Here is a 22,616-nt window from a genome sequence, read left to right as displayed (position 1 = left end):
CCCCGCCGACAACGATCACTCTAGAGCCGCTTCCTCCCCCAAGGGCGACATTCCCCCTAATCGCCCCTCCTCGCCCTCGCAGATACGACCACCCGGTCACTCATCGTCGACTTGCGGCGTGTTGCCACTTTGGCACGTTCCACAAAGGCAACACGCCGCAAGTCAACGCGCGACGACCAGGTGGTCACTGGCGAAGGGGACACGTAGCCGCACGGGGCCGGGCGAAGAACTCAGCGCTCGGCGGTGGACGCCCTCAAGCGCTCCGCGAGCGTTGCGAACGCCTTGGGGGAAAGCACCAGATGGCCGTGGTGGGGGGCCTTGCTGTCGCGGACACCGACCCCGGAGGGGAATCCCGCCAACTCAACACAGTCGGACTGGGTCGAGCTCCCGCCGCTGCGGCTGGACTTGCGCCAAACGATCACGAGAATCGCTCCAATGCCTCTTCGAGCAGGTGCAACGACGCGTCCTTGGTCAGCGCCACATCGCCGATCATGTCGAACCACACGCGGTACGAAGCCAGCTCGGCCGCGTCATGGACAAGGCGACCTCCGCCGTGCGCCGCCACGTAGACCAAGGTACCGACCCCCTCGGACATGATCTTGAACGAACCGTCCCGTCCCGCGTGCGCGCCCGCCTCTCGCGGAACGATTCTGATCGTGATGTGCGGAAGACGCGCCATCTCCATCAGATGCTCGATCTGTTCATGCATGATCCGGCTTGAACCGACAGGCTGCTCGATGATGCTCTGATCCAAGAGCACCCAGATTCTGGGCCGCGGACGTCGATGCAGGCACTGCTGGCGCCGAAGGCGCACCTTGACGCCTTCCTCGATGTCCTCCATGGCGAACGCCTCGAAGATGGCGCGCATGTAGCCCTCCGTCTGGAAGAGGCCGGGGATCCAGCCGAGCTCCCAGATGCGCAGTTCGCCGGCGCGGGCCTCCTTCTCCAGATGGGTCTTGAACCACTCCACGTCGTGCTTGGACTTGGCGAACCCGACGAGGCGGGTGAAGAGGCCGCCGGTCGTCCAAGCGCGGTCGATGATGACGGCGTGCTTGGCCTGGAGTTTGGTCTCGCCGGCCTCAACGCGCGCGACAAGAGACCGATCCCGGTCGATGAGATCTCCCACCGCGGCGAGCGAGAGGCTGCGCTCGATACGTCGATGGCGCAGCTCGGAGGCCACGCAGTCCCACAGATCGCCGTCCGGATCGAATCCGCCGCGCGTGCGCATGGCCCACCTCGCTCAGTTGAGTTTCGGAAACTCGCCTGGTCACGGTAACCAAGTGGTCGCACTCTGTCAGGGGAAGTGGAAAAGCCGGTCGATGCCAGCGGAGGGCGGCCAGATGATCTATCAGGGCGATCGGGGCGGCGCGGGCGTCCCACATGTCGAGGCGTGGGAGTCGCTGCCGCACGTGCCGTTGCCGGAAGGGCGGTGGGGCGAGCCCTACCGGTCCGTGGACGGGATGTGGCGGGCGTGCCTGCGGCGGCCGCTCACGCCCGCCGCCGAGATGGCGGGGCTGCTGTCGGTGGTCATCGCCGCGGACCTCGCCACCCTCGCCGGCCTTCAGGCGCAGCAGGACGAGCAGGCCGCGCGCGGGGGCTTCCACTGGAGCCGGGCGTGAGGCGCGGGGGCCGGGAGGACCGCCTGGAGACCGTCGTCTGGTCGCCTCCGGACGAGCGGCGGCGAATGCTGTCCGCGCTCGACGCGGCCGTTCGCGCACTGCCGGGTGTCGCGTGCGGGATCGTGCCGCGCAAGGGCCTGCCGGTGCTGCACGTCATCAGCTCCGCTGAGCCTGCGCGTTCGGTCGAGATCGGCGGCGACTACCTGGAGGGCGCCTGGCACTTCGTCTGCGCCCGCTCCGGCGCCCGCCTCGGCTCCCGCGCCGACCTCGCCCGCGTCGCGCTGGCGGCCGCCGAGGCCGTCGGCGCCCCCGACGGGCACCGCGCCTGAGCCCGTGCGGGCCGTCCGGCCCCGCCACGACCATGACCACCCGGCCATCACATGGTGAGATGCGGCGTGTTGGGCACTTTCGATCTTCGAAGTGCCCAACACGCCGCATCTCAACTTCAGGTGACCGACCGGCCACAGGCGGCGGGGCGGCGGGCGAGCCTTCGCTCCAGAGCATCCCGTCCTCGGTCGCGACGACCTCAAGGAAGAAGGCGGGCCACAACGGGAAAGCGAAATCCCTGATCAGGCGCGGCCGGTCGTCCTCACCCGTATCCGTCCGTTCCCGCGCCGGCTCGCCCGTCTCGGCGTCGAAGAGCATGGTGAGCCGGGAGATGCGGTGGTGCGCCTCCTTCATCTACGCCGTGTCGGCCCCGAGGAACGCCGGCCCGGCCTCCGGATGTTCACGCGGCCCCTGGTCCATCGCGACCGGAATGTGCAACCGGCAGGCGAGGGGGGCCGGCCGTCATGCGTCCCGGATCTCGGTGACGGCTTGCAGGAGGGACCAGGAGAACACCAGCAGGTACCGGCGCCCCTCGATGGTCGCTCGGTACGCCTCGTAGGGGGGCCAGAGGTCCTCCTCTTCGAGCGGACCGTAGTCGGCCTCGGCTTCGGCCTTGGTCATGCGCCACGGTTCGAGGGAGGGTGGCGAGTCTTCCGTGCGCACGAAGCGCTCGCTCCAGATCATGCCGTCCCCGCGCCCGTAGACGGCGAAGGCGTATCCGTCCCAGAGGCGGAGAGGGAAGGTCCGCACCTGGAGGTCGTGGCCCTGTTCCTCGGCGGTCTCCTCGCGCAGCGGCGGGCCGAGGATGCGGCTCACCTCCTCGAACGCCGGGAGCATGATGTAGTTCTGGTCCCTCACTCGCCGTTGCGCCGCATGGTAAGCGTCACGACCCACACCCGCCCGGTGCAGCGTCTCGTCGACGAGCTCCGCAGGCGCGTCCACCATGACGTGCAGGACGTACAGCTCGTAGTCGAGCGCGCTGACAGGCCCTGCGTTCCCCATGAGCGCTCCGTCCCTTTCAGTCGAGGATCTCGATTCGCTGCTCTCCGGCATCCGGATCCCACCAGCGTCGCGAGCGGGTGATGGTCACTTTGCCGTCCGGCGACACCACGAAGGTGTCCGGCACGCCCGGATGGCCGGGGACGACGGCGATGTCCCCGTTGGGCAGGCGCATCTCGCCCGCCTCTCCCCACAGGCGCGCAGAGGCTGCCATGACCACGTCCGCCGTCGCCTGTTGTGGAAGTCCGAGACCGACGACGCGGCGGGCGATGAAGGCCCGTCTCCCCGATGGGACGGCCTTGGCCTCGTCACCGATCGCCGTCCCGGCGAATGCGGAGCCACGCTGTTCGTAGAGGCCCCGTAGCCCGCCCGCCGCCTTGGCCATCTCCGCCAGCCGGGCCGCAGGGAGGACGACGGGATCGATATCCACGTCCCCACCCGCGCTCCCTCTTCCGGGGCCGGCCGACCGCTTGCCGGCGCCCGCCACGGGCTTGTCGCCCGGCTCTCCGTCGGACGGTTTGCGGCCGGCGCCGGCGACGGGTTTGTCGCCGGGTTCGGGGAGGGCGGGCGGTTTCGCCTTGCCGGCGACCGGTTTGTCGGGTGGGAGGGGCCGCGCGGGTCTGGGCGGGGGCTTCGGGGACGTGGCGGTGAGGTCTTCGCCTGCTGCGGGCGGTTTGGGGCGGCGGAGGGCGGTGACGCGTTTCAGGACGCCGCCGGATTTCGGGGCGCCGAGGCCGCCCGTCAGGACGGCGAGGACGATGCCGGGGACGAGGTGGCCGAAGGCCCGGACGGGGTCCTTCGCCCACTCCTCCCAGTCGACCATGGCCTTGGCGAAGGCGACGGGGTGCTGGACGCCGCCGATGAGGCCCTTGAGCTGGCCGATGGGGCTGTGGTCCAGCCAGCCGTCCGCGTCGACGGAGAGGTAGAAGGGCGCCGTCATGGGGTTGCCCGCGAGGGCGCTGAGGGCGATCTCCGATCCGCCGTCCCACACGCCGCGCAGGTAGTGGTTGCCGTACAGGTCCAGGGTCTGCTTCAGCGCCTGGCCGATGGGGACGCCGCCGCCGGTGGCGGTGGCGGTGGCGGTTCCGGTGGCGGTGAGGACGGGCTGCCGGTCGGTGGCGAGGAGTTCGTCGCGGCGGCGGTCGAGGTCGGGGCGCTGCGCGGCGGCCCAGCCGCCCGCGCGCTCGATGCGGGCGCCGGGGGCGCCGCCGAGCCCGAGGCCGGTGAGGATGGTGGTCAGGGTGCGGCCGGCGGCGCGCCAGTCGCGGCCGATGCGGTCGAGGTCGGCGGCGAGGACGCCGAGCAGGGTCGGCGAGCCCGAGCGCTCGTCGCCGGTGCCGCGCGGGCCGCCGCGGGCGGGGCCGGGCAGGTGCGGGCGGCGGGTGCGGGGCGGGCCGGACGGGTCGGTGGCGGCGAGGTGTTCGAGCTGGTCGAGGGCGTCGGTGAAGGCGGCGCGGACGTCGCGGTGGCGGTCGGCGAGGGCGTGGAACAGCCGGGTGCCGGCCGGGCCGGTCAGGGCGCCCTCCTGGAGGGCGCGGTAGGCGGTGCCGAGGGGCGGGGCGGTCTGCTCGGCGAGGCGCGCGACGGTGGGCAGCGCGGCCGCCGCGCGCTGCGCTCGCGACATGCCGCACCCCCGCGTCCGGACCGGTGCTCCACAGTGTGGATCACCGGGGGTCAGGGCGGGGGTCGGTGTCCGCGTCCGGTCAGCGGGCGGGGGCGGGGCGGAGCATCGGGGGGCGGAGGTGCTCGGCGCCGCCGCGGGTGTAGAGGCGGGCGGGGCGGCCGCCGTCGCGGGTGGTGGTGCGGCCGGTCGGGACGAGGAAGCCGTCGGCGCCGGTGACCTTGCGGTGGAAGTTGCGGGGGTCCAGGGCGGTGCCCCAGACGATCTCGTAGACGCGGCGCAGCTCGGCGACGGTGAACTCGGGCGGGCAGAACGCGGCGGCGAGGGAGGTGTACTCCAGCTTGGCGCGGGCGCGCTCGACGCCGTCGCCGAGGATGCGGCGGTGGTCGAAGGCGGCGGTGTCGCGGTGGACGAGGTCGTCGACGGCCGTCCACAGCACCTGGGCGCGGCTGGAGGCGGGCAGGTCGGGGGCGAGGCCGAGGTAGGCGACGCTGACGACGCGCTGGCGCGGGTCGCGGTCGGGGTAGCCGTAGGTGGCGAGCTGCTCCAGGTGGAGGGGGACGCCGGCGAGGCCCGCCCGGTCGGCCATCAGCCGGGACGCCGCGGCGGGCAGGTCCTCGTCGAGCTGGATGAACCCGCCGGGCAGCGACCACGCCCCGGCGTAGGGGGCCCGGTCGCGCCGCCACATGAGGGCGCTGAGCCGCTGCTCGCGGACGGTGAGGACGACGAGGTCGACGGTGACGGCGAGCCGGGGCACGGACATGGCAGAACGCTAGTGCTTCCGGGGCCCCGCGCGGGCCGGCGCCGGCCCGCGCGGGGGCGCCTCATTCGCTCCGGGTGTCGGCCGGGACCGGCGCGGCGCCGTTCGCGGGCGCGGCGGCGACGCCCTGGCCCATGCCGGCGAGGAGGGTGCGGGCGACGCCGATGCCGGCGCCGCCGAGGGTGAGCGCCTTGGCGAGCATGTCCTCCAGGCCCTCGGCGCCGTTCAGCACGACCATGTTGTCGACGTTGCCGAACACCTTCGCGCCGGCCTCGACGATCTGCGGCCACTGCTCGGCGAGCTGCTGGGCGATGACGGCCTCCTGGTTGTGCGCGAGGGCCTCGGCGCGGGCCTTGATGGACTCGGCCTCGGCGAGTCCCTTCTGGCGGGTCGCCTCGGCCTGCGCCTCGCCGAGCAGCCGGGTCGCCTCGGCCTCGCGGGACGCCTTCAGCTGCACCTCCTGCGCGGCGGCCTGGGCGTAGGCGATGCGCTCCTCGCGCTCGGCCTCGGCCAGCTTGACCTGCTCGTAGGCGCGCGCGTCGGCGGGCTTGCGGATCTCCGACTCCAGCCGCTTCTCGGTGCGCTCGGCCTCCAGCTCGGCGTTGCGGGTCTCGCGGAGGATGACCTCCTGGCGGGCGAGCGCGGCGGCCTGGTCGACCTGGCCCTTGTACTCGGCCTGCTTGATCTGGGTGTCGCGGATCACGGCGGCGTTCTCGCGCTCGGCGTGCTGCTCGGCGACGGTCGCCTCCTGGTTGCGGGCGGCCTCGGCGATGCGGGCGGCGGAGGCGACGGCGGCGGCGTCGGGGCGGCCGAGCGCGTCGATGTAGCCGCTGTCGTCCTCGATCTCCTGGATCTGCAGCGAGTCGACGATGAGGCCGAGCTTGCCCATCTCGTCGGCGGAGGAGGTGCGCACCTGGTTGGTGAGCTCCTCGCGGTTGTGGATGAGGTCCTCGACGGTGAGGTGGCCGATGATGGAGCGCAGGTGGCCGGCGAACAGCTGGTGGGTCTTGTCGTCCATCAGCTTCTGCTGGTCGAGGAAGCGGCGGGCGGCGTTGGCGATGGAGGTGAAGTCGTCGCCGACCTTGTAGATGACGACGCCGCGCACGTGCACCTTGATGCCCTGGCGGGTGACGCAGTTGACGTCGAGGTCGGAGGCGCGGGTGTCCAGGGAGAGCCGGCGGCAGGTCTGGAAGCCCGGCAGCACCGAGACGCCCTTCCCGGTGACGATCTTGAAGCCGAGGGACTCGGAGGTGTCCCGGTTGTGCGCCTTGGCGCCCAGCCCGGAGATGATCAGCGCCTCGTTGGGCTCGGCCACCCGCCAGATCAGCTTGAAGATGATGATCAGCAGGGCGACGGCGGCGACCGCGATCGCCGCGATGACGGCTAGCGGCATCGCACTCCTCCTCGGGAGATGACGGAACGGCATCGAGTAGACGCCGCGGAGGCCCGTTCGGTTCGCCCGATCGGCCGGTTTGGCCGGGAAAGGCCCCGCCGTTCCCGGGGAGGTCAGGCCAGGGCGGGCGCCACGTACACGGTGCGCGGCGGGTGGTACTCGACGACCACGACGATCGAGCCGACCGGGAAGTCGTCGCGCGGGTCGACGGGATGGGCGTAGAACGCCTCGGTGCCGCCCCGGATCGCGATGATCACCTCGCCGGTGCGGCCCGGCCCGATCCGGCCGCTGACCCGGCCCTCCCTGCCGATCACGCCGCACCCCCGCTCGTCCCGCCGCCTGTGCAGGCACCGTAACCGCTGCACGGCCCCCGCGCGAGTGGCCGGGCGCCGCGGAAGCACCCGGCGCGCGCGTCAGGAGCGGTGCGGGGCGGCGCCGGTCCACCCGTAGTCGAGGAGGACGGTCTGCCGCTCGACGTCACCTGGGAGGAGCCCCAGCGCCCCGGGGCCGGTACCGCCCCCCGCCACGACGGAGTAGCCGGCGAGGACGCGGTAGGTCCCCGGTTCCAGCACCAGGTGGAAGTCGTAGGAGACGCCCGGCCCGTCCTTCGCCGCGGGCTCCACGTGCTGCACCAGGCCGATGCCGGTCCGGCCCTGCGGGTCGGTGACCGCGCCGACCGACCTGACGCCGCGCAGCCCGGCCAGCAAGCGGAGGACCTGCGCGCGCGCGGCGGGCGCGAGGGGGCGTCGGTGAGGAAGGTGTACCCGTTCTCCAGCCCCGCCGGAGGCATCCCCCCGTCCCCGTTCTCGACGAGCCGCTTGAGAAGGGCGGGGTCGCGAGCGACGCGGGCGGCCGTTCCGGGGTTCTGGCCGCACTGGCCCAGCTCGCCCCACCGGGCGCAGGTGCGGCGGGCCGCCTCGTCCTGGATCCTCTTGGCGGCGGGACGGACGGTCAGCTTCCGCCATCCGGCCTGGTGCGGCAGGAGGCCCTGGCCCGGGACGGTGGACAGCGCGGCGCCCCGCCCCAAGGGGAACCGGGTGGGCGATCCGGCCTTCCGCCAGGCGGCGGCGTCCGCGGGCCGTGCCGGGCGGGCGCCCAGGTCGCGCTGGTAGACGACGTCGGCGGTGTCCAGGGACGGCGCGCGCCAGTCGTCGACCTGCTTGCGGTCGAGGACGTTGTAGCCGCCGGGCCCGCCGATGCGGAAACCCGTCCCCTCCACCGACCGCACGTGCCAGTAGCGGCCGGACGGTTCCGCGGCCGCCCGCTCGGCGGCGGCGAGCAGGACGGTCCGGGCGTCCGGCGTCGCGGTGCGCGGGCCGTCGCCGGGGACGGCCGCGCCGCCCGCGAGGGTCACGGCCGCGACGGCGGCGGCCGCTCCGAGCCCGAGTCCGGGCCCGAGTCCGAGGACCCGCCCGCGGGACGGTTCGGCGGCGGCGAGGGCGAGCAGCCGGTCGCGGCCCGCGGCCGTCGCCTCCGCCGACGGGCGGTCCCCGGCGAGCGCGGCGGCGACCGCACCGTCGTAGGCGGGGGTCTCATCCACGGGGGTCCTCCTCGACGATGCGGGCGGGGTCGATCCCGCCGAGGGCGAGGCGCACCTTGCGCCGCGCCCGGTTCAGCCGCGATCCGACGGTGCCGCCGGGGATGCCCAGGGCCGCGGCGGCCTCGGCGTAGCCGAGGCCCGCGACGGCGACGAGCAGCAGCACGTCGCGGTCGCCGTCCGGCAGGCCGGCGACGGCGCCCGCGATCCGGGGCCGCAGGTCCTGCGCGGTGACGCGGTCGGCGACGCGGTCGGCCACGTCGTCGGGACCGCCGGGGCCGCCGGCCGCGGCGCGGGCGAGCAGGTCGTAGCGGCGGCCCTCGTCGCGGCGGTGCTGCGCGGCGAGGTTGGTCGCGATCCCGTACGGCCACGGCCGGACGGCGCCGCGCGCGGCGTCGAAGCCGGCCCGCTTGCGGAACGCGACGCAGAAGGTCTCGGCGGCGAGGTCGTCGGCGGCGTCGCGGCCGAGGCGGGCGGTCAGGTAGCGGTGGATCCCGGCGAAGTGGCGGTCGTAGAGGGCGGCGAAGCACTCGGGCTCGCGCCGCGACCGCGCGATCACCGCGGCGTCGGCGTCGGCGCCGGCCGGTTCGGGCGGACGGCCGGTCGGGGGGCGTCCCCGGGACGACAGGATCAACGCGGCTCCTCGGGATCCGGTGGGGGCTTCACCGGTTGATCCGCGGGAGCGGCCGATCCTGTTCACGGCCGGGCGGGACGGGCGGTCAGCCGAGGATGCGGGCGGCCTGGTCGAGGGCGGCGCGGGCGAGGCGCTCGGCGTCCTCGCGGGTGGCGTTCGGGCCGTAGAGGCTGACGGTGGCGAGCAGCCGGGGGGCGCGCGCGACGACGTACCAGGTCTTGGTGTGGGCGCCGCCGCTGGTGGTGACGACGCCGACGGTGCGCGAGCCGCTGCCGATGGCGCCGCCGGGCCGCTCGACGACCTCGTGCTGCGCCCACTGGCCGCCGACGAGGGTGCGGAACCTCGCGCAGCCGGCCGGGACGCGGGTCCGCACCTGCGCGGCGGCATCGGCGTCGGGCATCGCCATCAGCGTCTCGGTGGCGCTGCCGCCGGCGCCGCCGCTGAAGGAGACGAGCGCGGCGGGCGCGTCGCCGGGCGGCGAGCCGGCGGGGTTCGCGCCCGCGCACCGGCTCTTGTCGATCTTCACTTCGCGCTGCAGGTGGGCGAAGCTCTGGACGGCCTTCAGCGTCCCGTACTCGCCCGAGTCGGGCTCCCCGGCCCGGCGGAAGCCCGCCGCGTCGGCGAGCAGGGCCTGCTCCAGCTGGGCGGCGGTGTAGCCGGAGGCCGCGGACGCGGATCCGCCCGCGGCGCGCGCCCCCTGGTCGCCGTCGCCGCCGCCGCAGCCGGCGAGCCCGGCGGTGAGGGCGACGAGGGCGGCGGTGGGGAGGAGCCTGCGCGTCATGCCCGCGACCCTACGGGCGGCCGCGCGGGCGGGACGGCGACACGCCGACCATGAACGAATTCGTCCCGACCTGGGTACGAGTGCCGGTGTGCGCGCGCGGGGGCGCGCGCACACAAGGACTCGTCGGGGGACGAACATGCTCAGAAAGATCATCGTGCTGCCGGTGCTGCTGGCGACCCTGGTCGGCGCCGGGGCCTGCGGGGGCGGGAGCAAGGACGCCGCGCCGGTCGGCAACACCGGGTCCGCGGTGGCGGCGTCGGGGACGGCGTCCGGTTCGGCGTCGCCGGCGGCGTGCCCGAGCGAGGCGACCGCCAAGCTGGCGAAGACGCGCTTCGTCGCGGACGCCGGCCTCGCCTTCGGCGCCTTCCACCGCTGGATCTACAAGCCCTACCAGGCCGGCACGTTCAAGAGCGGCGCGGACGGCCGCACGAAGGCGATCGTCAAGGCGGCCGCGGCGGGCGCGTTCGCGCTGAACCGGCTGAACGCCGGGCGCAAGATGGTGAACGCCGACCCGACGCTCTGCAAGGCCCTGAAGCAGCCGCTGGACGCCGCCTGGAACAAGATCAGCCAGCTGACCGGCAAGCTCAAGTCGGGCGACGTGGACCCGAGCGAGATCGGCGCGGTCGGCGGGGCGCTGGACGCGCTGAAGTCGCAGGCGAGCCAGGCGGGCGTGAACATCAAGGACCGCGACGTCCCGAACGTCTGACGCGGGCGGGAACGGCGGGCGCGCCGGCGCCGGGGTCAGGCCCCGGTGTCGGCGCGCTCGTTGTAGGAGCCGGCGAAGTCCTGCCCGGACAGCGTGCCGATGGTCTCGACGATCTCGTCGGTGACGGCGCGGCGGGCCTTGGCGGGCGGCAGGTCGCGCAGGTGCGCGAAGTCCATGGGCGGGCCGATCCGCACGGTCGGGCGGGGGCCGAGGAAGCGGGGGCGGCCGGCGCCGATCGGCTGGATCCGCTCGGTGCCCTGGAGCCCGACGGGCAGCACCCGGGCGCCGGAGGCGAGCACCAGCCAGCCGACGCCGGTGCGGCCCCGGTAGAGGCGGCCGTCGCGCGAGCGGGTGCCCTCGGGGTAGATGGCGAAGGCGCCGCCGTTGTCGAGGATGCCGACGGCCTGCTCCAGCGCGCCCATGGCCGAGCGCTGCGCGCCGCGCTGCACCGGCACGTGCCCGAGCGTCGTCATGAACCAGCGGACGAAGCGCCCCTTCAGGCCGCCGCCCTCGAAGTACTCGGCCTTGGCGATGTAGGTGACCGGGCGCGGCACCGACAGCGGGATGATGAAGCTGTCGATGAACGACAGGTGGTTGCTGGCCACGATGAGCGGCCCGTAGAGGGGGACGTTCTCGAGCCCCTCGATCCGCGGCCGGAAAAGCAGCCGCAGGATCGGCGCGACGACGCGGGACATGAACGTGTAGAACACCCAGCCTCCAGAATTCGGCAACGCCAACTTTAACCGCAGTGCGCGCGAGCGCCGGCCGCGGCGCCCGCGAGGTCCCTGATATCAGCGCGTCCGCGCACGTCAGGGCGCCGTCGGCGAAAGCGGCCGGAACGCCGCAACTGGACGGGTGGTCCAATCCCGGAGCCATTCCTTACCGATTAGTAAGTTTCCGTCCGGTAGCCTTTTCTGCCATTACCGCCGGGTAGCACTTCCGTGCCGGGCGCCCCCGGGGCGCTTGGCAGGGCGCCGGGGCCGGGCGATGCTGGAGGAGGCGCTGGCGCGGGCTTCGGGGCGTGAGGTGATCCGTGGACTTCGAGATCGACCTGCTGCACCACGGCGGCTGCACCCTGGTCCGGGTGCGGGGGGACATCGACCTGGTCTCCCGGCCGGTGTTCGAGGAGTCGATGCTGGGCGTGCTGGACTCCGGCCGCCCGATGATCGTCGACATGCGGCAGGTGACGTTCTGCGACTCCACCGGCCTCAACGCGATCGTCGTCGCGGGCCGGCGGTCCGCCGAGCGGGACACCCCGATGGCGCTGGTGGCGCTGCCGCCGCGCGTCCGGCGCGTCTTCCGCATCACCGGGATGGACCGGTACGTCCCGGTCTACGAGACGCTGCGGGAGGCCCTCGGCTCCCTCGGCTCGAACTGACCCCCCGCGCTCACGAGCAGCCTTCGAACTGGGGGACGCTGGTGGTGTAGCTGACGCCGGAGGTGGCGAACCACTTCTTCAGCAGCCGCCCGGCGGTGCCGTCCTGGTACATCTCGGTGAGGGCGCGGTTGACGGCCTCGCAGCCGGCGAGGTCGCCCTTGCGGAGCCCGACGCCGTACTTCTCGTCGGTGAACGGCGCGTTCAGCAGCCGGACGCCGCCGCCGGTCTGGGCGGCGAACCCGGCGAGGATGAGGTCGTCGGTGGAGACGGCGTCGATGCCGCCGGAGGCGAGCAGCGTCATGCAGGCCCGGTAGTCCGGCACCGGCACCGGCCGCGCGGCGATCTTGCGTTCGTCGGTGACGCGGCGCCAGGAGTTGGAGCCGTTCACGGCGCAGATCCGCTTGCCGCGCAGGTCGCGGACGGCGTTGATGCCGGTGGCGCCGGAGCGGACGAGGGTGTCCTGGTGGGCGACGTAGTAGGGGCCGCCGAAGGTGACCTGGGTCTTGCGCTTGGCGGTGATGGAGTAGGTCGCGAAGACCAGGTCCACGTCCCGCTCGCGCAGCGCGTCCTCGCGCTGCGACGACGGGGTGGTGCGGAAGGTGATGCGGCCGGGCGGGACGCCGAGGCGCCCGGCGACGTAGGTCGCGACGTCCACGTCGAAGCCCTGGTAGCGGCCGTCGCGGCCCTTGAGGCCGAGGCCGGGCTGGTCGCCCTTGACGCCGATGGCGAGGGACCGGCGGTGCGTGATCGAGCCGGAGTCGGCGCCGGCGTCCAGGGCGCAGCCGGACGCGCCGGACAGCGCGAGCAGCATCGCCGCGGCGGCGGCGCGGGTGGCGCGCATGGGGGGCTCCTCGGGTCGGCTCGGGTCAGCGGAATTCGGCGAGGCGGGGGCGCAGGCCGGCGAACATCAGGGCGGCGATGGCGAGGGCGGCGCCGAGCGGCGTCCAGCGCCAGCCGCGCAGGCCGCCGTCGGCGCCCGCGATGGCGTCGTCGAAGGCCCGCGCGTGGGTGGCGATGAGCGCGTCGACGCCGCGGTCGTAGGCGTCGAAGGCGCTGATGGCGCCGTTGGCGCCGGTGCCCATGCGGAGCCGGATCGCGCCGGCGCGGTCGCCGCCGGTGGCGAGCGCGCGGAGCGTCCGGTCGTTGTCCTGGACGGCGGCGTAGGCGCGCAGGGTGCGGGTGAGGGCGTCCCGGCCGGTGCCGCCGCCCGCGCGGCGGTCCTCGTCGCCGAAGAAGCCGAGGAAGCCGCCGCGGCCGGGCCGGTAGCCGGACAGGGCGGTGCCGAGCGCGGTGTAGTAGGTGCCGAGGTTGACGGGCCGGCCGGGGCCGGGCTCGACGTAGAGCACCGACAGGGACTTGTCGAGGTAGACCTGCTCGTAGGTGTCGGCGCGCTCGGGGTCCAGCAGGTAGCGGGACTCGTCGGCGAACGCGCTGTGGCTGATGGCGCGGGCCCGCCAGAGCGCGAGCACCGAGTCGAACCCGTCGTCCTTGGCGTCGCGCAGGTGCCCGGCCTGCGCGGTGAGCTGCGCGAACGCGGCGATGACGACGGCGACGGCGGCGAGCGCGGCGAGGGCGAGGCCGGGGCTGGCGAGGCGCCGGAACTCGCGGGCCAGGTAGAGCTGGACGAGGAGCAGCCCGGCGAGGGCGAGGACGCCGGTGAGGACCACCCAGGCGCGGCCGGTCATGACGGCGGCGCGCTTGCTCTCGTAGGACTCGCGGACGACGGCGCCGCTGTCCAGGGTGAGGTTGTAGGCCTTCGGCAGCAGTTCGAGCCGCATGAGGTCGGTGGCGTCGCGGTAGATCTTCAGGACGTCGGCGCCGGCCTCCCCGGCGGGGTGGTCGGACTGGTCGTTCAGCAGCAGCGCGCGGCCGACGAGCTGCTGGTAGCGGCCGAGGCCGTCGAGGACGTCCTGGACGGTGCGCTGGCGCTTCGGGTCGTGGCCGGCGAGCTGCGCGGCCTGCACGGCGGCGAGGCCGGCCTCGTGGCGGCGCTGCTCGTAGCGGCGCAGCGAGCCCTGCCGGCCGATGCCGAGGGACTGCTCGCGGCCGATGAGGAGGATGTCGGCGACCTGGGCGTCCATGTCGCTGAGCGCGAAGTACAGCTTGCCGGTCGCGACGACCTGCGGGCCGGCGTCGTGGCCGATCGTCTGAACGCCGTCGCGGGCGTTGTCGAGGGCGGCGGTGAGGACGGCGGCGAGCAGCGCGAGCAGGGCGAGGAGCAGCGCGGCGCAGGCGCGGATGCGGCCGGGGACGGTCTTCAGCCAGTGGCCGCGCGCGAAGGTGCGGAGGCGGCCGCGGCGGCGGGCGGGCGGGGCCTGGCTGGTCGCCGGGGCGGTCGCCGGGGCGGTCGTCGGGGTGGTCGTCACGGCCGGCTCCCGCCGCGGTGCTGGAGGGTGAGGGTGGTCCAGGCGCCGACGTGGATGCGGTCGCCGTCGCCGACGGGGACGGGCGTGCCGGGCGGGACCGGGTCGTCGGCGCCGTTCAGGGTGGTGCCGTTGGTGGAGCCGGGGTCGACGAGCGTCCAGCCGCCCTCGGGGGTGGCGACGAGCAGGGCGTGGGTGTGGGAGACGCCGGGGTCCTCGGGCGGCACCGACAGGTCGATCTCGGGGAGCAGGCCGCGGGCGACCGAGCGGCGGCCGATGCGGACCTTGTCGCCGAGCAGCGGCACGCGGCGCCGCGGGAAGTGCCGGGGGAACCGCAGGCCGCCCGAGTCGGGGCCCTCCTGGGCGAGGACGCGGGCGTGGTAGGCGGCGTCGGCGGAGATCAGCACCGACCAGCCGGGCAGCGGTGCGGGCTCGGGCGGCGTCGTCTCCATCGGGTCGGGGCCGGCGGCTTCGCGGCGGCCGCCGCGCCGGTGCGGGTGGGTCGCCTGGCCGCCGGCGGTCGCGAAGTCGTGGCCGTCCTCCTCGCAGAACCGGCCGGCGCGGGGCGTGCCGCAGATCGGGCACCGGACGGGCTCCTCGCCGCCGGCGGGCGCGAGGGCGGGCGCGGCGGCGTCGAGGTCGGCGGGGACGGCGCCGTCCATGAGGTCGCCGCATACATCGCAGTAGTCGGCGGACTCGGAAGTGTGGCCGTTCGGGCAGGTCGCCACCGTCACTCCCCCTCCTCGTCGCGGTCGTCGGCGGGCTCGCCGGCGGGGTCGCCGGGGGCGCCCGGCCGGGTCCGGACGGTGCGGACCGAGCGGGTGTCGAGGGAGATCTCGTCGGCCTTGCTGACGCCCTTCTTCAGCCGGACGGTGCCGGACTCGGCGTCGATGACGTCGACGACGCGGTCGAGGAGCCCGGCGATCCGGTCGTTGCCGACCCGCCGGGCGAGGACGACGGCGCGGCCGAGGCGGGCGGTGGCGGCGTCCTCGTCGCCGAGGCGGCGCGCCTCCAGCCCCTCCCGGATGGCGTCGGCGAGCTCGGACTGCCCGGTGTGGTGGGCGACGCGGGCGCTGATGCGGGTGGACTTGGCCTCGTCCTCGGTCCATTCGGCGAGGACGTCGCCGGCGGCGAGCTCGGTGCCGTCGGGGGCGAGGAGCTTCACCCACGCCGCCCGCATCTGGCGGCCGACGTCGCCGGGCCGCACCCTCACGCAGAGGTGGTACTCGCGGTCCTCGGTGCCCCAGGAGCCGAGCGGGTAGTCGCCGGTGCGGGGGCCGGACGGGTCGCGGCGGCCGGTGAGGTCGTCGACGGCCGGGACCATCTGCTTCAGGAACACCAGCTCGGCGTGCTGCGGCGTCCAGACCCGCAGCCGCACGTCGGCGACCTCCTTGCCCATGGCGTCCTCGGCGAGGTCGCGGAAGCGCGCCGCGAGACCGGCCGGCTCGGGGACGTCCAGGAACCCGCCGAGCAGCGCGGTGGAGATCTTGCGGAGTTCCGCGACCTCCCAGTCGGTGCCGACGCCGAGGGCGTCGCAGACGAACGCGCCCGCGCAGTACTCCAGGGCGGCGTCGAGGGCGGCGGCGTCCTCGTGCTGGTTCTTGCCGTCGGTGAGCAGGATGGTGTGGCGGACGGCGCCGGCGTGCTCCTTGGCGAGGTCGGCGGCGAGCCGCAGCCACGACCCGATGGCGGTGCCGCCGTAGGCGTCGAGCTTCCCGACGGCCTCGGCGGCGGCGCGGCGCGTCGCGGGGCCCGCCTCGGCGAGGGTCCGCTCGCGCGGGTAGACCATCGTGGGCCGGGTGGCGCCGGCGATGACGGCGAACCGGACGCCGTCGCGGAGGGCCCCGACGGCGGCCTCGGCGGCGCGGACGGCGGCGGGCAGCCGGCCGCCGTACCCCATCGACCCGGAGGCGTCCACGATGACGATCTCGACGGCGCCGGCGGCGGGGCCGGGCGCGGCGCCGCCCGCGCCGCGCGACCGGACGGTGACGACGGCGTGCATCTCCCGGCCCCCCGCCGGCAGGTAGGGGTTCTGGTCGACGTCGACGGTGAACTCGGGAAGGTCGCTCATCTGCGCTGCTCCCTGGGGCGGGCATGTCAGGGCGGGCATGGTCGGGGGTCAGAAGAGGGTGCGGGGGCGGACGGCGTTGGCGCGGCGGACCATCGCGTGGCGCTCGCCGTAGGTGCCGGCGAGCTTGGCCAGCGACCGGTAGGTGCGCTCCAGGCGGCGGCGGAGCGCGGGCTCGGTGAGGGGGACGCCGAGGAGCGACGCGGCGCCCTCGTCCGCGCGCGCGGTCGCGGCGCCGTCCGCGCGGAGCCAGCCGAGGGCGGCCTCCAGGATCTCGGCGGCGAACCGGGCGCGGCGCTCGGTGTCCAGGGGCAGCCGCTCCAGGCGGCGCCCCGCGCCGGTGAGCAGGGCGGCGTCGAGATCGGCGGCGCCGCGCGTGCGGACGGCGGTGGCGACGGCGGCGAGCTGCGCGGCGACGTAGTGGGCGGAGATGCGCGGGACCTCGTCGAGGACGCGCTCGGCGGCGGCGGGGTCGCCGGCGGCGAGGCGGGCGCGGGCCAGGCCGAACGCGGCGCTGACGAACGTCTCGTCGGTGCGCCACACCGCCTGGTAGTAGTGCTCGGCGTCGCCGGTGCGGCCGCGGACTTCCAGCGCGAACGCCAGCGCGAGCTTCGGGGCGGTCTCGCCCGGCATGAGGTCGTACAGGTCGTCGAAGGTGCGGGCGGCGGTCTCGCCGTCCCCGGCGGCGAGGGCCCGCACGCCCCGGTACCAGTCGACGCGCCAGTCGTCCGGGCAGTCGCGGGCCAGGTCGTCCAGGAGCGCGTCGGCGCGGCCGTGCTCGCCGAGCTCGACGGTGGCGCGGGCGAGCGCGAGCCGCACCTCCGTCGACGACACCGGCGCGGCGGCGAGGGCGCCCGCGAGGTCGCGGGGGTCGCGGGCCGACAGGCCGCGCAGGAACGCGGCGGCCGGGTCGCCCTCGTAGACGAGCGGGACGGGCAGCGCCGCGGCGGCGGCGGCCGGGTCCAGCGGCACCAGCACCCGGCCGCCGTCCCCGCCCTCCGCCGCGGGGACGGTCTCGGTGCCGGCCGACGACTGCTCGGGCCCGAACACCGGCGACGGCGCGGACCGCGACCTCCCGTCCTCGGCCGACAGCACCTCGCGGAGGACGCCGGTGAGCTGCTCGGCCATCTCGGCGGCCGACTGGAAGCGGCGGGCCGGGTCGCCGTGCGTCGCGCGGCGCAGCAGCCGGTGGTAGGACTCGTAGCGCTGCAGCAGCGGCACCTCGCCGCGCGGCGGCAGGCTGCGGCTGTGCCGGCCGGCGTAGCCGCGGAACGGGAAGCTCAGCACCGCGAGGGTGCGGCCGACGGTGTACAGGTCGGAGGTGACCGACGGGCCCTGCGCGGCGATCTCGGGCGCCTGGTAGCCGGGCGTCCCGAAGATGGGGCTGCTCGCGTCGAACGCGCGGCGCACCCCGCCGAGGTCGATGAGCTTCAGCTGCTCCTCGGACTGGATGGCGTTGTCGGGCTTGAAGTCGCAGTACAGCAGCCCGAGGCCGTGCAGGTAGCCGAGCGCCTGCAGCACCTCCAGGCCGTAGGCGATGACCTGGCCGAGGGGCAGCGCGGCGTCGTCGCCCTCGGCGTCGCGGCGCCGCACCAGGATGTCCTTCAGCGACTCGCCGCCGACGTACTCCATGACGATGTAGCCGGACCCGCCGTGCCGCACGAAGTTGTAGATCTTGACGATGTTGGGGTGCTCGACCTCGGCGAGGAAGGCGCGCTCGGCGGTCGCGGCGGCGAGCGAGTCGGCGTCGCGGGTGTCCAGCAGGCCCTTCAGCACGACCCAGCGGTCGCTGACGTTGGCGTCGCGGGCCAGGTACACCCAGCCGAGGCCGCCGTGGGCGAGGCAGCCGAGCACCTCGTACTGGTCGGAGACGCGCTCGCCGGGCTTCAGCTTCGGGGTGAAGGAGAAGGGGTGGCCGCAGGTGCGGCAGAAGCCCTCGGTGCGGCCGGGGCGGCCCTCGCGGCTGCGGCCGACGGGCTCGTCGCAGCGGCTGCAGATGCGGCGGTTCTCGGGGACCTCGGGGCGCGCCATGACGGCGAGCGCGGGGTCGCGGTAGGGCACCGGCGGGACCTCGACGAGGCCGGCGCCGAGCTTGCCGCGCCGGTGCGAGCCGGTCGAGCCGCCGGAGGAGGCGGTCCGGCCGGTGGTGGGGCCGCCGGCGCCGGACGCGGCGGACGGCGGGGCGTCCGGGATCCGCGCGGGCGACGTCGCGGCGCTGCCGACGCCCGTGCCCGCCGAACCGGCGGCGGGGGTGGCGGTCAGGCCGGGCTGGACGCGGGCGGCGAGGCGGGACGACTCGCGGGGCGCGACGGGCTGCGGTGCGACGGCGGGGGGTGCGACGGGCAGGGGTGCGACGGGCAGGGGCGCGAGCGGCGCCAGGCCGCACAGGTCGCAGAAGCCGCCGGCGATGGTGCCGGTGCAGTCGGGCTGGGCGCAGCGCGCCGCCGGCCCGCTCGTCGTCGCCGGTCCGCTCGTCATCGCCGCGTCGCCGCCTCGTTCTCGCCGACCTCGTCCTGCCCCGCCCCGCCCGTCCTCGCCCCGGCGGTCTGGATCGCGCGCTGGTAGCGGACCAGCGCCACCGTCGCCGCCCGCAGGTCGCACGGCGCCGTCCAGAGCAGGTCGCGGGCCCGCTCGTGCAGCCGGGCGAGCCCCTCGTCCTCGGCGAGCCCGAGCCGGCCCGCCTTGGCCTTGTAGGCGCCGAGCCGCCCGCGCAGCTCGGCGCGCCGGTCGAGGAGCCCCCCGCTGAGACGCAGGTGCTCGGCGGCGCGTTCCCGCGCGCCCGCCGCGGCCCGCTCCAGGCCGGCGAAGCGGCCCGCGAGGTCGGCCCAGCGGCCCGAGCCGCGCAGCCCGTCGAGGGCGGCGAGCCGGTCGCGGAGCGCGGCGGCGGCGGGCCGCAGCTCGGGCAGCCCGGCCGCGTCGATCTTCTGGTGGGCGAGGGCGGCGCCGCGCAGGGCGGCGGCTTCGGCCGCGGCGGCCTCCTCGACGGCGGCGGTCACCTCGGCGAGCCGCTCCGGGTAGGCGTCGCGGAGCCGGACGGCGCCGGCGAGGTCGGCGCGCAGCGCCTCGATCCCGTCGCGGAGGCGGGCGAGGCGCGCCGCGTCCACGTCCGGCGACAGCGGGTCGGTGCGGGCCGTGCGGCCGAGCGCCGACAGCTCGCGGCCGAGCCGGTCCAGCTCCGGATGGCGGGCGCCCGCCAGCTCGTGCGCGAGGCGCGCCGCCTCCCGCCACCGCTCCTCGGCCTCGCCGAGCGGGACGAGCAGCGCCGTCCAGGCGTCGTCGGCGGCGACGACGACCTCGGCGACCCGCTCGAACGCCGCCGACATGAGCGCGACCGCCTCGTCCAGGGTGACGCGCTCGCGCCGCGGCCCGAGCAGGGTGCGGCGCTCCAGCGGGACGTCCCCGCCGGGCGTCTCGACGGCGTCGCCGGTGAGGAGCTCGGTGAGCCGCGCCAGCGTCCCGGCGTCCGGCCGCGGGCGCGCCGCCCGCAGCGCCGCGGCCTCGTCCAGGACCGTCCGGTAGGCGTCGAACAGCCGCCACAGCAGCGCGACGCGGGCGCCGGCCTCGTCCCAGCGGCGCCAGGTCTCGCCGGTGAGGGCGGCGCCGCTGAGCAGCCGGTACCCGTCGTGGCCCTCCAGGTCGAGGAGGGCGGCGGCGACGCGGTCCTGCTCGGCGCGCAGCCCCGCGAGGGCGTGGTCGACGCCCTCCCGGCTCATGGGCGCGGCGGCCCCGGACCCGCTCTCTGTCACCTCAGCCCCGCGATCGGTCTTCAGCTGTGCACCCTGAGGCCATCCTGGTGCGATGTGCCTGCATTCAGTGTGATCGGTGGCACTTTCCGAGACAAGACGCTTTGCGTACACCGCGTTTCGCCGGTGCGGGCGGGGAAGGCGGGGGTGGCGCCGCCGTGAGGTCCGCGTCACGTCCCCGCCGGGCGGGCGGCGGGAACGTCCTAAAGTGGGACGACGTTGCTTCGTGGGGAAGCAGTCGCCGTGGAAGGAGTGGTGAGTCCGCAGTGTCGGACCCTAGTCATAGACCCGACGGCACCGGACCGGGTGCCCCGTGGTGACCGCGGTCCTCGGCCTCCTCGCCGTGATCCTGCTCACCGCCGCGACGGGCTACTTCGTCGCGCAGGAGTTCGCGTACATGGCCGCCGACCGGGTCCGCCTGGCGCAGGCCGCCGAACGGGGCGACGCCGCCGCGCGCCGCGCCGTCAAGGTCCTCGGCCGGCTCTCGTTCATGCTGTCGGGCGCGCAGCTCGGCATCACCATGACGACCCTGGTCGTCGGGTTCGTCGCCAAGCCCGCCCTCGCCGAGCTGATCGGCCCCGCGCTCGCCGCCGCCGGCGTCCCGGCCGGCGCGACCGGCGCGATCGCGCTGGTCGCCGGGTTCGCGCTCGCCACCCTCATCCAGATGGTGCTCGGCGAGCTGTTCCCCAAGAACCTCGCGCTCGCCGAGGCCGACACGATCGCGCGGGTCCTCGCCCGCTCGACGCTCGCCTACCTGGCCGTCGCGGGCCCCCTCATCCGGCTGTTCGACGCCGCCGCCGCGCGGCTGCTGCGGGCCGCCGGCGTCGAGCCCGTCGAGGAGCTGCACAGCGGCGCGACGCTGGAGGAGCTCGGCGACATCATCGGCAAGTCCCACGACGCGGGCGCGCTGCCCGCCGACCTGTCGGGCCTGCTCGAACGCGCCCTGGCGTTCGGCGACCGCACCGCCGACGAGGTGATGGTCCCGCGCCCGCAGGTGTCGGTGCTCGCCGGGTCGGCGACCGTCGCCGACCTCGTCGCCGTCATCCGCGAGAACGGCCACACCGACCATCCCGTCTACGGCACCGAGGTCGACGACGTCATCGGCGTCGCGGGCGTCCGCGAGGTCGCCGACGACGCCCTCGACCCGGCGACGCCGCTCCGCGACGTGGCCCGCCCGGCGCTGCTCGTCCCCGGCAGCCAGCCCCTGTACGGGGTCCTCGGGCAGATGCGCGAGACCGGCGAGGAGTTCGCCTGCGTCGTCGACGAGTACGGCGGCCTCGCCGGCATCCTCACCTTCGAGGACATCGCCGAGGAGCTCGTCGGGGAGATCGCCGACGAGACCGACGCCCGCCCCGACCTGCCGACGGCGTCGCCCGACGGCGCCTGGGTCGCGGGCGGCGGCCTGCGCGTCGACGAGGTGACCCGCCTCACCGGGCTGCCGCTGCCCGAGGCCGAGCACTACGACACCCTCGGCGGCCTCATCATGGCCGAGCTGCGGCGGCTGCCCGCCGCCGGCGACCGCCTCACCGTCGACCCGGTGGAGATCGAGGTGCTGTCGGTGCACCGGCGCGTCCCGCACCAGGTGCGGCTGCGGCCGGTGCCCGCCGCCCCCGCCGCCGCCGAGCGGGCGGAGGCGTCCTCGTGAGCCCCGCCGCCTCCCTCGTGGTCACCGTGCTGCTGCTGCTCGGCAACGGGTTCTTCGTCGCGGCCGAGTTCGCGCTCGTCGCCGCCAACCGCGGCCAGCTCGAACGCGCCGCCGCCACCGGCAGCCGCCCCGCACAGGCCGCCCTCGCCGGCGTCCGCGAGCTGTCGCTGATGCTGGCGGGCGCCCAGTTCGGCATCACCATGTGCTCGCTCGGCCTCGCCATCGTCACCGAGCCCGCCGTCGAGCACCTCCTGGAACCGCCCCTGCACGCGGTGGGCGTGCCGGAGGCCGGCGCGAAGGCCGTCGCGTTCGCGGCGACGCTCGCGCTCGTCACGTTCCTCCACATGGTCGTCGGCGAGATGGCCCCGAAGTCGTGGACGATCGCCGCGCCCGAGCGGGCCGCGCTGATCCTGGCGCTGCCGTTCCGGGCGTTCGCCAAGGTGTCGCGGCCCGTCCTCGCCGCCCTCAACGGCCTCACCAACGCCCTGCTGCGGCTCGTGCGGGTCGCGCCCCGCGACGAGCTGGAGAGCCACACCGACCCGCAAGGCCTCCGGCACCTCGTCGGCGAGTCGCGGCGGCTCGGCCTCATCGGCCGCCACGACCACGAGCTCCTGCACCGCACGATCTCCTCCCGGGAGGCGACCCTCGCGCCGCTCACCGTCCCGGCCGAGCGGGTCACCACCATCGACGCCGACGCGTCCCCGGCCGAGATCCGCCGCGTCGCCACCGCGTCCGGGCACAGCCGGCTGCTGGTGCTGTCGGCGGCCCGCCCCATCGGCATCGTGCACGTCCGCGCGGCCGTCGCCACCCCCGATGAGGACCGGCGCGCCGCCGACCTCGCCACGCCCGCGCCGTCCCTGCCGTCCGGCACCACCGTGCTGGACGCGGTGTCGCGGATGCGGCGTGCGCGCGCGCAGATCGCCGTCGTGCGGTCGCCGGAATCGGCTTTCGCCGGGATCGTCACCCTCGACGACCTGCTCGTCCAGCTCCTCGCGACCCCCCAGACGGGAGAGCCCGCGCCGGTGAGACGTTAATCAGGGGC

Annotated in this window: 23 protein-coding genes; 6 read left to right on the top strand and 17 right to left on the bottom strand. The window is 75.4% G+C overall.

Translation table 11 applies throughout. The features are described 5' to 3' along the window. Positions 1 to 230: 230 nt before the first annotated feature. Both K1Y72_RS06250 and K1Y72_RS06245 read right to left on the bottom strand, forming a co-directional pair. Positions 231 to 422 carry a DUF397 domain-containing protein gene (locus K1Y72_RS06250; RefSeq protein ID WP_220164110.1) on the bottom strand — a complete coding sequence of 64 codons (192 nt, stop codon included), beginning with the start codon at positions 420 to 422 and terminating at the stop codon, positions 231 to 233. Next, positions 419 to 1,228, bottom strand: a complete 810-nt coding sequence (locus tag K1Y72_RS06245) for a DUF5753 domain-containing protein (RefSeq protein ID WP_220164108.1) — start codon at positions 1,226 to 1,228, stop codon at positions 419 to 421. Before K1Y72_RS06245 ends, K1Y72_RS06250 begins: the two co-directional genes overlap by 4 nt. Positions 1,229 to 1,340: 112 nt before the next feature. On the opposite strand from K1Y72_RS06245, the gene K1Y72_RS06240 reads away from it, so the two are divergent. Together K1Y72_RS06240 and K1Y72_RS06235 are read left to right on the top strand one after the other, a co-directional pair. Then, positions 1,341 to 1,619, top strand: coding sequence for a hypothetical protein (locus tag K1Y72_RS06240; RefSeq protein WP_258571993.1), 279 nt, complete (start codon positions 1,341 to 1,343; stop codon positions 1,617 to 1,619). Continuing rightward, positions 1,616 to 1,948, top strand: coding sequence for a hypothetical protein (locus K1Y72_RS06235; RefSeq protein ID WP_220164106.1), 333 nt, complete (start codon positions 1,616 to 1,618; stop codon positions 1,946 to 1,948). Before K1Y72_RS06240 ends, K1Y72_RS06235 begins: the two co-directional genes overlap by 4 nt. A 460-nt stretch (positions 1,949 to 2,408) precedes the next feature. Here K1Y72_RS06235 and K1Y72_RS06230 read toward each other — a convergent pair whose 3' ends face one another. The 8 genes from K1Y72_RS06230 to K1Y72_RS06195 form a co-directional block, all read right to left on the bottom strand. Beyond that, complete coding sequence (locus K1Y72_RS06230; protein ID WP_220164104.1) at positions 2,409 to 2,948, bottom strand: hypothetical protein; 540 nt, start codon at positions 2,946 to 2,948, stop codon at positions 2,409 to 2,411. A 16-nt stretch (positions 2,949 to 2,964) separates the two neighbouring features. Continuing rightward, complete coding sequence (locus tag K1Y72_RS06225; RefSeq protein ID WP_220164102.1) at positions 2,965 to 4,569, bottom strand: hypothetical protein; 1,605 nt, start codon at positions 4,567 to 4,569, stop codon at positions 2,965 to 2,967. Positions 4,570 to 4,648: 79 nt separating this feature from the next. Continuing rightward, positions 4,649 to 5,329: an NUDIX hydrolase gene (locus K1Y72_RS06220; RefSeq protein WP_220164100.1), complete on the bottom strand. Its 681-nt coding sequence runs from the start codon at positions 5,327 to 5,329 to the stop codon at positions 4,649 to 4,651. A 61-nt stretch (positions 5,330 to 5,390) separates the two neighbouring features. Continuing rightward, positions 5,391 to 6,719, bottom strand: a complete 1,329-nt coding sequence (locus tag K1Y72_RS06215; RefSeq protein WP_220164098.1) for a flotillin family protein — start codon at positions 6,717 to 6,719, stop codon at positions 5,391 to 5,393. Between the two features lie 113 nt (positions 6,720 to 6,832). Then, positions 6,833 to 7,033 (bottom strand): NfeD C-terminal domain-containing protein, encoded by a 201-nt coding sequence (locus K1Y72_RS06210; protein WP_220164095.1) that lies wholly within the window; start codon positions 7,031 to 7,033, stop codon positions 6,833 to 6,835. After that, complete coding sequence (locus K1Y72_RS06205) at positions 7,030 to 8,259, bottom strand: hypothetical protein (protein ID WP_220164092.1); 1,230 nt, start codon at positions 8,257 to 8,259, stop codon at positions 7,030 to 7,032. Before K1Y72_RS06205 ends, K1Y72_RS06210 begins: the two co-directional genes overlap by 4 nt. Next, complete coding sequence (locus tag K1Y72_RS06200; protein WP_308286925.1) at positions 8,252 to 8,890, bottom strand: RNA polymerase sigma factor; 639 nt, start codon at positions 8,888 to 8,890, stop codon at positions 8,252 to 8,254. Before K1Y72_RS06200 ends, K1Y72_RS06205 begins: the two co-directional genes overlap by 8 nt. An 85-nt stretch (positions 8,891 to 8,975) precedes the next feature. Beyond that, positions 8,976 to 9,671 (bottom strand): hypothetical protein, encoded by a 696-nt coding sequence (locus tag K1Y72_RS06195; protein ID WP_220164090.1) that lies wholly within the window; start codon positions 9,669 to 9,671, stop codon positions 8,976 to 8,978. A gap of 136 nt (positions 9,672 to 9,807) precedes the next feature. Here K1Y72_RS06195 and K1Y72_RS06190 point away from each other — a divergent pair, with 136 nt between their 5' ends. Beyond that, complete coding sequence (locus K1Y72_RS06190; protein WP_220164088.1) at positions 9,808 to 10,377, top strand: hypothetical protein; 570 nt, start codon at positions 9,808 to 9,810, stop codon at positions 10,375 to 10,377. Between the two features lie 35 nt (positions 10,378 to 10,412). Here K1Y72_RS06190 and K1Y72_RS06185 read toward each other — a convergent pair whose 3' ends face one another. Next, the gene (locus tag K1Y72_RS06185; protein WP_220164086.1) at positions 10,413 to 11,087 is read right to left on the bottom strand and encodes a lysophospholipid acyltransferase family protein; all 675 of its coding nucleotides are present in this window, start codon (positions 11,085 to 11,087) and stop codon (positions 10,413 to 10,415) included. Between the two features lie 323 nt (positions 11,088 to 11,410). On the opposite strand from K1Y72_RS06185, the gene K1Y72_RS06180 reads away from it, so the two are divergent. Further along, positions 11,411 to 11,755 carry an STAS domain-containing protein gene (locus tag K1Y72_RS06180; protein ID WP_220164084.1) on the top strand — a complete coding sequence of 115 codons (345 nt, stop codon included), beginning with the start codon at positions 11,411 to 11,413 and terminating at the stop codon, positions 11,753 to 11,755. A 10-nt stretch (positions 11,756 to 11,765) separates the two neighbouring features. On the opposite strand, the gene K1Y72_RS06175 is transcribed toward K1Y72_RS06180, so the two are convergent. From K1Y72_RS06175 to K1Y72_RS06150, 6 genes are read right to left on the bottom strand one after another with little or no spacing between them, the layout of a single operon-like run. Further along, a complete protein-coding gene (locus K1Y72_RS06175) occupies positions 11,766 to 12,596 on the bottom strand; it encodes a glutamate ABC transporter substrate-binding protein (RefSeq protein WP_220164082.1) in 831 nt (276 codons plus the stop codon). A 25-nt stretch (positions 12,597 to 12,621) separates the two neighbouring features. Further along, entirely contained in the window at positions 12,622 to 14,121 is a 1,500-nt protein-coding gene (locus K1Y72_RS06170) for a GlnX family signal transduction membrane protein (RefSeq protein ID WP_308286924.1), read from the bottom strand. After that, a complete protein-coding gene (locus K1Y72_RS06165; protein ID WP_308286923.1) occupies positions 14,118 to 14,852 on the bottom strand; it encodes an FHA domain-containing protein in 735 nt (244 codons plus the stop codon). Before K1Y72_RS06165 ends, K1Y72_RS06170 begins: the two co-directional genes overlap by 4 nt. Continuing rightward, complete coding sequence (locus tag K1Y72_RS06160; protein WP_220164080.1) at positions 14,849 to 16,189, bottom strand: VWA domain-containing protein; 1,341 nt, start codon at positions 16,187 to 16,189, stop codon at positions 14,849 to 14,851. Before K1Y72_RS06160 ends, K1Y72_RS06165 begins: the two co-directional genes overlap by 4 nt. A gap of 48 nt (positions 16,190 to 16,237) precedes the next feature. Then, positions 16,238 to 18,664, bottom strand: coding sequence for a serine/threonine-protein kinase (locus tag K1Y72_RS06155; RefSeq protein ID WP_220164079.1), 2,427 nt, complete (start codon positions 18,662 to 18,664; stop codon positions 16,238 to 16,240). Further along, entirely contained in the window at positions 18,661 to 19,932 is a 1,272-nt protein-coding gene (locus K1Y72_RS06150; protein ID WP_220164077.1) for a hypothetical protein, read from the bottom strand. Before K1Y72_RS06150 ends, K1Y72_RS06155 begins: the two co-directional genes overlap by 4 nt. A gap of 313 nt (positions 19,933 to 20,245) precedes the next feature. Here K1Y72_RS06150 and K1Y72_RS06145 point away from each other — a divergent pair, with 313 nt between their 5' ends. Together K1Y72_RS06145 and K1Y72_RS06140 are read left to right on the top strand one after the other, a co-directional pair. Then, a complete protein-coding gene (locus K1Y72_RS06145; protein ID WP_220164075.1) occupies positions 20,246 to 21,574 on the top strand; it encodes a hemolysin family protein in 1,329 nt (442 codons plus the stop codon). After that, positions 21,571 to 22,608, top strand: coding sequence for a hemolysin family protein (locus K1Y72_RS06140; protein WP_220164073.1), 1,038 nt, complete (start codon positions 21,571 to 21,573; stop codon positions 22,606 to 22,608). Before K1Y72_RS06145 ends, K1Y72_RS06140 begins: the two co-directional genes overlap by 4 nt. Positions 22,609 to 22,616: the final 8 nt, after the last annotated feature.

The organism is Actinomadura parmotrematis (assembly GCF_019458805.1).
GTDB lineage: Bacteria > Actinomycetota > Actinomycetes > Streptosporangiales > Streptosporangiaceae > Spirillospora > Spirillospora parmotrematis.
The sequence above is the reverse complement of the archived record's forward strand: the minus strand, read 5'-3'. Positions and strand labels throughout refer to the sequence as shown.